Genomic DNA, 11,725 nt, shown 5'->3' on the forward strand with positions numbered 1-11,725 from the left:
AGAAATTTTAGCATGACTTTAAAGTATATTTGGTTCGATCTTGGATATACACTTGTTTATTCAAAACGTGAAAAAATATTTCAAGATATTCTTGTAAGTATGAATAAGCATATAGATATTAATAAAATAAAAATGGCCTATCATCTAACAGATAAGTTCTTTATGAGAGAGCATAAAGGATTATTATGTAAAAGTAAAGAAGAGTTTATGCCTTATTATTTAAAAAAACTGCTTGAAGTTTTAAATATAAAAGTTGATAGGAATGTTTTATTACTTGAAATAAATAAAAGAGAACAGAAGTATCAAAAAATTTGGTATACATATGATAGTGCTGTCAGTATACTTACAACTTTAAAACAAAATTCAATAAGATCGGGAATTATTTCTAATTGGGATAATACATCAAGAAAGGTATTGTGCCAGAATAATTTAGATGATTTACTTGATGAAATTGTAATATCAAGTGAAGTTGGATATTCAAAGCCGCAAAAAGAGATATTTGATTTTGCACTTAAAAGGGCAAATGTAGAGCCTGATGAATGTTTATTTGTTGGAGACAATTATTATGATGATATTGTAGGAAGCAGCAAAGTAAATATGAAGTCGTTACTTATAAATCCTTATGGCAAAGTTGGAATTGAGGAATTAAATTACGCTTATATTATATCTAATATATCTGAACTGCCCAAATTTATAGAGCGAAATTATAACTTGAAATTATTTTAGGGAGTGATATCAATGAGAAGAAATAGAAAACTATTTTTAATGATTATTGCCGCAATTGTTATGATAAATATAATTACTCTTGTAGGCTGCGGTAAAGAAGTAAATACGAGTAAAACTAGTAATACAAAGGAAGGAAAAGCCAATGGAAATATTAAAGAAGGAGGTTCAATTGTATTAACAACAAGTGAACCAGATTTCCTTGATCCTGATTTAGCTACTGCAGCGGATACTAGATCAATTTTATTCAATGTATTTGAAGGACTTGTAAAGCCAGATGAAAATGGAAATTTAATAGACGCGGTGGCAAGTAGTCATGAAATATCAAAAGACGGTTTGAAATATACGTTTAAATTAAGAAAAGGTATAAGGTTTCATAATAATAAGCCTGTGACTGTCCAGGATGTAAAATATTCATTGGATAGAGCTGCTGGAAAAGATACAGGTAAGCCTTTAAAAACTGAATTGGTAAATATTAAATCTGTTGATATTAAGGATTCTTCTACAATAGAAGTTAATTTGACGGCTCCAGACACGGATTTTTTACCATATTTAACTGTTGCAATTATTCCTAAAGGCTATAAGAATCAAAACTCAAAGCCTATTGGAACAGGACCATTTAAACTTGTAGAATATGATAAACAGCAAAAAATAGAACTTGCTAAGAATAAGGATTATTGGCAAAAAGGCTTGCCTCATTTAGATAAGGTTACTTACAAAATTGAGGATGCAAATGCATTATTTTTGGGACTTAAAGCTGGGAACATAGATTCTGGATTCATAACAAAGGAACAAGCTGATCAACTTAAAACTAGCTATAATACTTTAATTGGAAGTGCCAACTTGCTGCAATTACTTGCTTTAAATAATTCAAAAAAACCATTTAATGATGTGAGGGTAAGACAAGCATTGTATTATGCCATAGACACTAAAAGCATAATAGACACAGTTGCAGATGGCGTTGGAAAGCGAGCTGGAACAAATTTTTTATCTAGCTTTAAAAAATATTATAAAGCTGGATTAGAAAAAACATATACTCAGAATATTAATAAAGCTAAAAAGTTACTGGCAGAAGCCGGATATCCAAATGGATTTGAAACCACAATTACTGTACCATCTGTTTATCAATTTCATGTTGATACTGCACAGATAATTGTAGAACAGTTAAAAGCTATTAATGTAAAAGCTTCAATAAAGAAGGTTGAATGGGGAGAATGGTTAGAAAAGACATATAAGGGAAGACAATATGATTCAACAGTTGTAAGTTTGGATGCAGCTTATCTATCTCCAAGAGCACTTTTAGGAAGATATGTTTCTACTGATGCAAGTAACTTTTTGAATTATAAAAATAATAACTATGATGAATTGTATAGAAAGGCCGTTAATGAAATTGATGATAATAAAAAAGTAGAAGATTATAAAGAACTACAAGAGATTCTTAATCAAGATGCAGCATCAATATATATACAGGATCAACAAAAGGTAGTTGTTTTAAAGAAAGGATTAGCTGGATATAAATTTTATCCAACCTATGTTCAGGATTTAGCTTCTATGTATTACACAAATTAAAAGAAGGTGAGGTCAATGAAGTACGTTTTAAGAAAGGGCATTGCACTTATTGTTACATTGATATTTGTATCAGCATTTACTTTTGCAGCATTTAACGTGATACCAGGCGATCCAGCTTTAGTAATGCTTGGAACAAATGCTTCACCTGAAAGAGTTGAAGCCTTAAGAAAAGAACTTGGACTAAATGAAAGTTTAACTAAGAGGTATGTAACCTGGGTGGCAAATTTTATAAGGGGTGATTTCGGAAAGTCTATAAGATTTTCTGAGCCAGTTAAGGATTTGGTTTCAAAAAGGATTCCAGTGACAGTATCACTGGCTATTCTATCTTTATTTATAATATTTATAATAGCCATTCCTTTGAGTATTTTTGCTGCAAGTAAAGAGGGATCTATAATAGATACAATAATAAATATAATATGCCAAATAAATATAGGTATACCATCTTTTTTTCTAGGGGTAATAATAATTTTAATATTTGGTATAGTTCTTAAAGTGTTTTCTCCAGGAGCTTATGTTGATTATAATAAAGACTTTATTGGATTTTTGAAGTATTTAATTGCACCAGCTGTAACCATAGCACTTCCTAATATTGCTGTAGTAGTAAAATTTTTGAGGGCAGCTGTAATAAAGGAAAAAAGAAAGGATTATGTTAGAACAGCATATAGCAAGGGGAATAAGGAAAACACTGTTTTATATGTGCATGTACTAAAAAATGCATTGATAACTGTTATAACCTTAATGGGTATGATTATTGCAGGAATTTTAGGTGGAAGTATAATAGTTGAACAGATATTTTCTTTGCCGGGCATAGGAAACCTTTTAATTACAGCTATTTCTACTAGAGATTTTCCATTAACTCAGACGTTGGTGCTGTATCTTGCCTTTATTGTTGTAGTCATTAATTTTCTTGTAGATGTTTTGTATCAAGTAATTGATCCTAGGATAAGAGTAAGATAAATTCATCGTTTTTGGAGGATATAATGAAAAAATATCATAATTGGAATTTAATTGTAGGTTTAATTTTGATAGGAATTGTAATTTTTATGATGGTTTTGGGGATTTTTTATACTCCATATAATCCTAATAAAATGAATATTGTAAGCAAATATCAGCATCCAAGTTTAAAGCATATTTTTGGAACAGATAATTTTGGAAGGGATATATTGAGCCGCATTATGGCAGGCACGAAAATTACTTTTTTTATAGCTGTTAGTACAATTGCTTGTGGGGTGCTTATTGGAGTTACTTTAGGAACAGTTGCTGGGTATTTTGGGGGCTGGATTGATGAAATTATTATGAGAATTAATGATGCCTTAACTGCATTTCCTGGTATATTGCTAGCTTTGGTTTTAGTTACAGTTTTGGGACAAGGAAAATATCAAATTATTTTAGCTTTAGCTATAATTTTTGTACCAAGTTATTCGCGTATTACTAGAAGTGAATTTTTGCAAATCAAGGAAATGGAGTTTGTAAAAAGTGCTAAGGTTTTTGGTGCCAGTCATCTTAGAATAATGTTTGTGCATATTTTACCTAATGCATATCCAGCTTTATTGTCGGCTGTAACCATAGGTCTCTCTAATGCAATACTTTCTGAGGCAGGACTTAGCTTTTTAGGGTTTGGGGTTCAGCCGCCTGACCCTAGTTTAGGCAGAATGCTTTCAGAGGGGCAAACGTATTTGTTTAATGCACCTTGGTGTGCTGTGGCACCTGGAATAGTGATAGTAATAACAGTTGTTGGATTTAATTTTATTGCAGAAGGCTTGAGAAAAATATTTGGATGATTAAAGTGAAATCAAGGTGAAACTTAATAGTTGAACTAATTTCACTATATGAGGGGGAATTAATATGCCAGAAACTTTGCTTAGTGTAAAAGAGCTTTCTATTAATGTGAAAAATGGAAATGAAAGAAATACTGCTGTTAGTGGAGTTTCTTTTGATATAGAAAACGGAGAAATATTAGGAATTGTAGGCGAATCTGGATGCGGAAAAAGCCTTACAGCTCTAGGAATTGCGGGGCTTTTACCAAAGGGTGCAGCTGTTAGCAATGGAAGTATAGTTTTTGATGGAAGGGAACTTAAAAATATTAGTCAAGATGAATTCAGAAAAATACAAGGGAAAGATATTACTATGATATTTCAAGAACCAATGACTTCGCTAAATCCACTCATGACTGTAGGAAAGCAGGTGGCAGAGGGATTAAAAATTCATTATAAGCTGACGGATAGAGAAATTAAGGAAAGGGTTTTGAAAGTTTTAAATGAAGTAGGCTTAGATAGAGTGGAGGAACTTTATAATAGTTATCCTCATCAGTTATCTGGAGGAATGAGGCAAAGAGTAATGATTGCTATGGCTGTGATTTGTAGACCTAAACTGATAATAGCAGATGAGCCAACTACAGCACTTGATGTTACAACACAGGCGAAGATACTGAAGCTTTTAAAAGATATAAACATGCAATATAAGACATCTATTTTGTTTATATCACATGATTTAGGTGTTATCAGTAAGCTGTGCAATAGAGTGGCAGTAATGTATGCAGGAAGTTTTGTTGAAGAGGGAAGTACAGAAAGTATATTTTACAACCCAATACATCAGTATACAAGAGGTCTTATTGAGTCTATTCCAATCAGAAAAAATAAAGGTAAAAGGCTTGTAAGCATTCCTGGAAAAGTTCCATCTATTAAGGAAAGAAAATGTGGATGCAGCTTTGCACCTAGATGTCAAAAAGCAGAACAAAAATGTTTTTATAAGAAGCCTAAAAGTATTATTTTTGAGTCCACTCATAGGGTATGCTGTAATTTGGCAGTAGGGGAAGGTGAGGAATGTGTCATATGATTTTGTGTTGGAACTGAAAAATTTGAAAAGCACTTACTATAACAGTAATTGTAATATTTTTGGCAAAGGGAAAGCTGTAAAAGTTCTTAAAGCTGTTAATTTTAATGTTAAGAAAGGTGAGATATTTGGAATTGTAGGTGAAAGCGGATGTGGAAAATCTACTCTTGCAAGGTCAATCGTTAAATTGAATGATAATGTTGAAGGTGACATTTTAATTGAAGGCCAAGATATAAAGCATATTAAAAATATAAGCGAAAAAGTGCAAATTGTTTTTCAAGATCCATTAAGTTCATTAAATCCTAAAAGAACTATAGGTTGGATTCTAGAAGAACCTTTAAAGATTCACAGGAAAGGCAATAAAAAAGAACGAATTAAGAGAGTAAATGAAATTCTAGAGCTTGTAGGTCTTGACAGCAGTTATAGAGAAAGATATCCACATGAACTTAGTGGGGGACAAAGGCAGAGAATAAGTATAGGAAGTGCTATTATATTAAATCCCAAATTTGTAGTACTCGATGAACCTGTTTCGGCACTAGATGTTTCTGTTCAAGCTCAAATTTTAAATTTAATGATGGATTTGCATCATAAGCTAAATTTATCGTTTTTATTTATTTCTCACAATCTAAATGTTGTATATTATATGTGTGACAGAGTAGCTGTAATGTATCTTGGGGAGATTGTTGAACTTGCATCAGCAGAAGAAATATATAATGATCCAAAGCATCCATATACAAAAGCTCTTCTTAATTCTGTGGTGGAAATTAGTACAGCTAACAATAGAGATGAAGTTATAATAAAAGGTGATTTAAATGACTCTTTAAATATTAGTGCTGGCTGCAAATGCTATGCAAGGTGTAGTGGTGCTAAAAAAATTTGCAAAACAGTTTCGCCTGAAATTAAAAATATTAACACCAAAGATGGATCTGAACATTTAGTACGGTGTCATTTATATAATTTTAATTAGCTGATTTGCTTTAAAATTATATAGTTAAAATTATATTATGGAGATGTAAAACTATGTCTGTTTATGAAGTCGAAAAAATACAAGATAATTTATATTCAATTAAAGAGGATATAACAAATAATAAATTTCCTATAATAATTTATTTAGTGATTGGAAAAGAAAAGGCAGCTTTAATTGATACTGGTATAGGGTCAGGTAATTTGAGTAAGGTAGTAAGATCAATTACTAAAAAGCAAGTTATAGTACTGCATACTCACGGACACTTAGATCATGTTGGTGCAGATGCATTATTTTCTGAACTTTATTTAAATTGTAGAGAATATTATCTAGCTAGCAATGGTGGTGATTTTCAAGCTCTTACAAATGAAAGATTAAATTTTATTAAATTAAATTTAAAAGATAAAACAGAAATGTATGAAAATATTAAAAGTCATATTGTGAAAAGTGAAAAGACTTATTACAACAATATAAGTGATGGTGATACTATAGATTTAGGCGAAACAAAATTAGAAGCGGTAAGTACACCGGGACATACTCCTGGTTCTATATCTTATGTAAATAATAAAGATCATTATGCTTTTACAGGAGATGGAATTGCTGATATACATTGGTTTGATGGTAAAGAATCAATAAAAGTAGAAGATTTTTTAAATACATTAAATCATTTTGAGAATAAAGCTAAAAGGGTAAAAAAGATTTATGCAGCTCATGTTCCTAAGGCATTTGATTTAGAGCTTGTTCATGATTTGCAAACAGCTGCTAGAGCAATAATAAATGGTGCTGATGATGAAATTGAAAACGCTGACTATGAGTTTTTAAAGCATGGAAATTTATATGCTCACAGATATGGACAGGCAACTATATACTATGATAAAGAAAACATTTAGCTTTAACAGCTTTTGTTAAAAAATGCATGTACGGTAATATGCTAAAATTGTAATATCTTGACGCAATGAAATATAAGATTTATAATGAATTATTATACAAATATTATTTCCATAATGATAATTAATTATATAAGATGGTAATCATTACTAATAAATGTAGTACAACTATGAGTATTTATACACTTTTAATGAAGAATTAATGTCGTTTGAGGCAAGATATCAAAAATAATTATTTAGGTTATATTAGGAAAAGGGCGAGATGTATTAATGAATAAAAACTATAAAAAAATAGTAATATTCATATTGTTAATTTTTACTGCTATTTTTATTTTAATTAACTTGAAAGTATTAAAAAAAAGTAATAGGGATTACTCTACAAGGCAAATAGAAAATAGAAAAAAATTTGGAGCTACTTATATGACAACTAATAATAGGTTTTATGAAATAATTAACGATGAGATACGTTCAGTTGTAGAGAGCAATGGAGATATATTAGTAACAAGGGATGCAGCTTTAGATAAGGACAAGCAAATGCAGCAGATTTATGAATTTATTAAATTAAAAGTTAATGCTATTTTTATAAATCCTGTGGATTGGAAACAAGTAAAGCCAGCGTTGGTAGCCGCTAAAAATGCGGGGATACCTGTTATTGTTGTTGATACACCTGTTTATGATAATAAGCTTGTTGCGTGTACGGTAATATCGGATAATTATGATGCTGGAGTTCAATGTGCAAAATATCTTATGAAATTAAAGCCAAAAGCTAATATTATGTTAATTGAACACTCGGAAGCAAAATCTGGTATTGATAGAATCAAAGGATTTGTAGATGCTATCGGTGCTAATAAACAATATAAAATAGTTGCTGCTGGAGATAGTGAAGGACAACTGGATAAGGCTATGCCTTTAGTGGATAATTTGATTAAAAAGCATCCAAATATAGATGCAATTATGGCATTAAATGATCCAAGTGCTCTTGGTGCACTAGCAGCACTTAAAGAAAATGGGCTATTAGGTAAGGTTATGGTATTTGGAGTAGATGGTTCACCTGAAGCTAAGACCATGATTCATGATGGATGTATGACTGCTACTTCTGCTCAGTTTCCTAATAAAATTGGCAATATAGCTGCTAAGAAAGCTTATGACATTTTAAAAGGAAAAAGGCTAAAAAAGGATGTAATTGTTCCGATAACTTTAATATCAAGAGAAAATGTTCTACAGTATGAAATAAGTGGATGGAAGTAATGGATGGAAGATGAATTATGGAATCAAATAGAAATTTAAAGTATATTAACTTATTTATGATTTTTATAAATTTTACCATCGTAATTTTTATCTCAAAAATCATGACTATAACTTTATATAAAATTAGTTCGGAATTTATGGCAAGGGATTTTTTTGACCAAATCACAGTTATACCCTGGAAACCACAGAATATAACTATAGTTTCTATAGGATCTTATATAATACTAATTTCATTAGTTACAGTAAAAAAGAAATGTGTAAATTCCCTAAAAAAGTGGAAAATAGCTGTTCTATTATTGTGTGAGATTTTTTTAAGTATTGTAATAATGACAGCATTAAATATGAGTTATAACGGAATTATGCTATTTATTATTGCTGATTTGGTGACAAATACCAAAGATAAGAGCAATAAAATTATATTTTTGGTTCTTATGATAATTATATATATACTTAGCGTTTATGATTTTATATCACTTAAAATAAAGATGGTTTCTTTTCAAAGTTTTCTATTTTATTATAATGCTAATATGCGAAGCTATTTAATGGAGATAAAAAGCATATTGAATTCTATAAATATCATAGTATTTATATTGTATATGATTGTGCTTATTCAAGTTCAGATGAGGGAAAATGAAAAGATTATTTCATTGAACAAAAGATTAAATTTAGCTAATGAAAAATTAGAGGTCATGAATGTACAGCTAAAGCAGTATGCTGTAAAGATAGAATCAATGGCTGAAACCAGAGAACGTAATCGTCTAGCTAGGGAGATTCATGATACATTAGGACATGCACTTACAGGGATATCAGTAGGAATTGATGCTTGTTTAACAACAATAGATATGTCTACAGAAGCAACTAAAAAACAGTTAAATGTAATTGCAGATGTAGCAAGACAAGCTATTAAAGATGTAAGGCGTTCCGTAAAAAAACTTAGACCAGATGCACTTGAAAGTTCTGGTTTAGAAGATGCGTTAAACAATATGATTTTGCAGATAAGTAAGGTTACAAAAACAAAAGTTTTTTTTAATACTAATGTAAAATTATTGAAATTTGGTCATGATGAAGAAGACACTATTTATAGAATTATACAAGAGGGAATAACAAATGCAATCCGTCATGGACAAGCTACAGAAATTTATATAAGTATGAAAAGGAGGGATAAGCAATTAAACATAACAATAAGAGATAACGGCAGGGGATGTGCTAATATAAAAGAAGGTTTTGGATTAAGACATATAGAAGAAAGAGTTAAGTTGCTAAATGGCACTGTAGAATATAATGGCAGTGATAGTTTTTGGATAACTGTAAATATTCCAATTAGATGGGGCGATGAAAGTGATTAAAGTGTTAATTGCTGATGATCAGGAGCTAATTAGGCAAAGCTTAAAAATTGTTTTAAGTGCAAATAAAGATATTGAAATTGTGGGAACGGTATGTAACGGAAACGAAGTAGTTGAATCAGTCCGTAAGTGTAAATCTGATGTAATATTAATGGATGTACGTATGCCAGAAATGGATGGAGTTCAATGTACAAAAATTATAAAAGAATCTTATCCTAACATTAAAATTATAGTGCTTACTACTTTTGATGATGATGAATATATATTTAATGCTTTAAAATATGGAGCTAGTGGATATCTGCTTAAGGGTGTTTCGATGGATGAACTTGTAAAGGCAATTCACACTGTTGTAAATGGAGGAGCAATGATTAATCCAGATATAACGGCTAAGGTATTTAAGTTATTTTCTCAAATGGCTCAAGGAGACGTTTCTATTCAGGCTGGTGCTAAAAAGAATGTAGATGATATATGTGATACAGAATGGAATATAATAACGTGTGTTGGTTTTGGTTTATCCAATAAAGAAATTTCAAAAAAACTCAGTCTATCTGAAGGAACTGTTAGAAATTATTTAAGCAATATATTAAATAAGCTTAATTTTAGAGATAGAACACAATTGGCTATTTGGGCAGTTCAGACTGGAGTTATAAGAAAAATGGTGACAAAAAAATGAATTTAAAAAAACATAAAAAATTTATAACGATAGTTGTTTTAATTATAGTAGGAAGTTTTTTTGTTTTTACAAAGTTGTGGATGGCAAGAAAGAATGTAGTATTAACTGTTGGAATATTCTCTGGAAGTTGGAATACTCCTAGTGAAAATACCTATAAAATTTTAAATGATGCCATACTAAAGTTTGAAAAAAGTCATCCGGGTGTAAAAATAAAATATTCAAGTGGAATATTAAAAGAAGACTTTTCTGAGTGGCTTTCACAAAAAATACTTTTAGGGAAAGAACCTGATGTATTTATGGTATTACCAGATGATTTTAATGTATTTTCTTCAACAGGAGCATTAAAAAATCTAGATAAGCTAATTAAAAAGGACAAATATTTTAATAGTAGCAAGTATTATAAAGCAGCTTATGAATCTGGCAAATATCATAAGAGTCAATTTGCACTTCCTTATGAAAGTGTACCAACGTTAATGCTTGTAAATAAAACACTTTTAGATAAGGAAGGTATTCCTGTTCCAAATAATAATTGGACATGGAATGATTTTTATAATATTTGTGAAAGAGTCACGAAAGACACAGATAGAGATGGAGTTATAGATCAATTTGGATTTTACGATTATACATGGCAGGATGCGGTATATTCTAATGGAATAAAGCTATTTAATGATGCTGGAACGGAATCATATTTTGGAGATGAAAAGGTGGATCAAGCTGTAAATTTCGTTAAAAAGTTGAACTCCTTAGACAATGGTTATCAGGTTACCTCACAGATATTTGATAAGGGGAAGGTAGCGTTTCGTCCACTGTCATTTTCAGAATATAGAACCTATAAACCATATCCATGGAGCATAAAAAGATATTCCAATTTTGAATGGGATTGCATTAAATTACCGTCTGGTCCAAATGGAAAAAGTGTTTCACAATTGAATACTTTACTTATGGGAATAAGCAGCCGCACAAAGCACGAAAAGCTTTCCTGGGAATTTTTAAAGTCATTGACCTATGATGAAGAAACGCAGAGAAATGTTTTTAAATATTCTGAGGGGATTTCACCAATAAAAAGTGTAATAGAATCTCCCAAGAATATTGCGGAAATAAATAAAAGCATGCCTTCAGAAAGTTCTTTAAATATGAAAATTCTTGACAATATTATGGAAAGTGCAGCGGTTACTCCTAAATTTAAAAAATATAACTCTGTTATGATTAAAGCAGACAATGATATCAATAATATAATAAATGGAAAAGAAGATTTAGATACAGCTCTTTTAATTTTACAAAGGGAGATAAACAATATGCTAACCAATTAAAAAAATGCGAAGTAACAATGCTTCGTCGCGTTAAAAAAGTCCTATAAATCTAAGGTTCAAAAATCATAAAATACTAAGATATTTTAATAACTCGCTGAGAAAATGCTCGTGCGTCCAGCTAAGCTGGACTATACTAACTGGTGAAAGTCCAGTCAAGGTAATTGCCAAGAAGTCTT

11 protein-coding genes are annotated in these 11,725 nt (G+C 30.6%); all 11 read left to right on the top strand.

Annotation, left to right across the window (positions count from 1 at the left end):
* Positions 1-12 precede the first annotated feature (12 nt).
* The gene (locus LQK79_RS10280; RefSeq protein ID WP_231016474.1) at positions 13-726 is read left to right on the top strand and encodes an HAD family hydrolase; all 714 of its coding nucleotides are present in this window, start codon (positions 13-15) and stop codon (positions 724-726) included.
* Positions 727-738: 12 nt separating this feature from the next.
* Positions 739-2,292 carry an ABC transporter substrate-binding protein gene (locus LQK79_RS10285; RefSeq protein WP_231016475.1) on the top strand — a complete coding sequence of 518 codons (1,554 nt, stop codon included), beginning with the start codon at positions 739-741 and terminating at the stop codon, positions 2,290-2,292.
* A 15-nt stretch (positions 2,293-2,307) separates the two neighbouring features.
* The gene (locus LQK79_RS10290) at positions 2,308-3,249 is read left to right on the top strand and encodes an ABC transporter permease (RefSeq protein ID WP_231016476.1); all 942 of its coding nucleotides are present in this window, start codon (positions 2,308-2,310) and stop codon (positions 3,247-3,249) included.
* A gap of 23 nt (positions 3,250-3,272) precedes the next feature.
* Complete coding sequence (locus LQK79_RS10295; RefSeq protein WP_053242934.1) at positions 3,273-4,073, top strand: ABC transporter permease; 801 nt, start codon at positions 3,273-3,275, stop codon at positions 4,071-4,073.
* Between the two features lie 64 nt (positions 4,074-4,137).
* On the top strand, positions 4,138-5,127 hold the full coding sequence (locus LQK79_RS10300; protein ID WP_231016477.1) for an ABC transporter ATP-binding protein: 990 nt from the start codon (positions 4,138-4,140) through the stop codon (positions 5,125-5,127).
* Complete coding sequence (locus tag LQK79_RS10305; protein ID WP_084757070.1) at positions 5,117-6,091, top strand: ABC transporter ATP-binding protein; 975 nt, start codon at positions 5,117-5,119, stop codon at positions 6,089-6,091. Before LQK79_RS10300 ends, LQK79_RS10305 begins: the two co-directional genes overlap by 11 nt.
* A gap of 53 nt (positions 6,092-6,144) precedes the next feature.
* Positions 6,145-6,978, top strand: coding sequence for an MBL fold metallo-hydrolase (locus LQK79_RS10310; RefSeq protein ID WP_231016478.1), 834 nt, complete (start codon positions 6,145-6,147; stop codon positions 6,976-6,978).
* 339 nt (positions 6,979-7,317) lie between these two features.
* Positions 7,318-8,223, top strand: coding sequence for a sugar ABC transporter substrate-binding protein (locus LQK79_RS10315; RefSeq protein ID WP_231016479.1), 906 nt, complete (start codon positions 7,318-7,320; stop codon positions 8,221-8,223).
* A 17-nt stretch (positions 8,224-8,240) separates the two neighbouring features.
* The gene (locus LQK79_RS10320) at positions 8,241-9,569 is read left to right on the top strand and encodes a sensor histidine kinase (protein WP_231016480.1); all 1,329 of its coding nucleotides are present in this window, start codon (positions 8,241-8,243) and stop codon (positions 9,567-9,569) included.
* Positions 9,562-10,239, top strand: a complete 678-nt coding sequence (locus tag LQK79_RS10325) for a response regulator transcription factor (protein ID WP_231016481.1) — start codon at positions 9,562-9,564, stop codon at positions 10,237-10,239. The genes LQK79_RS10320 and LQK79_RS10325 overlap by 8 nt, the downstream gene beginning before the upstream one ends.
* A complete protein-coding gene (locus tag LQK79_RS10330; RefSeq protein ID WP_231016482.1) occupies positions 10,236-11,549 on the top strand; it encodes an ABC transporter substrate-binding protein in 1,314 nt (437 codons plus the stop codon). The genes LQK79_RS10325 and LQK79_RS10330 overlap by 4 nt, the downstream gene beginning before the upstream one ends.
* The last annotated feature ends 176 nt before the right edge of the window (positions 11,550-11,725 follow it).

This window comes from Clostridium guangxiense (assembly GCF_021043395.1).
GTDB classification, from domain to species: Bacteria; Bacillota; Clostridia; order Clostridiales; family Clostridiaceae; genus Clostridium_S; species Clostridium_S guangxiense.

What these genes read in the sequence shown, in the direction of transcription:
- LQK79_RS10300 (WP_231016477.1), top strand. Translation starts at nt 4,138, where the DNA reads ATGCCAGAAACTTTGCTTAGTGTAAAAGAGCTTTCTATTAATGTGAAA.
- LQK79_RS10290 (WP_231016476.1), top strand. Translation starts at nt 2,308, where the DNA reads ATGAAGTACGTTTTAAGAAAGGGCATTGCACTTATTGTTACATTGATA.
- LQK79_RS10285 (WP_231016475.1), top strand. Translation starts at nt 739, where the DNA reads ATGAGAAGAAATAGAAAACTATTTTTAATGATTATTGCCGCAATTGTT.
- LQK79_RS10295 (WP_053242934.1), top strand. Translation starts at nt 3,273, where the DNA reads ATGAAAAAATATCATAATTGGAATTTAATTGTAGGTTTAATTTTGATA.
- LQK79_RS10280 (WP_231016474.1), top strand. Translation starts at nt 13, where the DNA reads ATGACTTTAAAGTATATTTGGTTCGATCTTGGATATACACTTGTTTAT.
- LQK79_RS10310 (WP_231016478.1), top strand. Translation starts at nt 6,145, where the DNA reads ATGTCTGTTTATGAAGTCGAAAAAATACAAGATAATTTATATTCAATT.
- LQK79_RS10320 (WP_231016480.1), top strand. Translation starts at nt 8,241, where the DNA reads ATGGAATCAAATAGAAATTTAAAGTATATTAACTTATTTATGATTTTT.
- LQK79_RS10330 (WP_231016482.1), top strand. Translation starts at nt 10,236, where the DNA reads ATGAATTTAAAAAAACATAAAAAATTTATAACGATAGTTGTTTTAATT.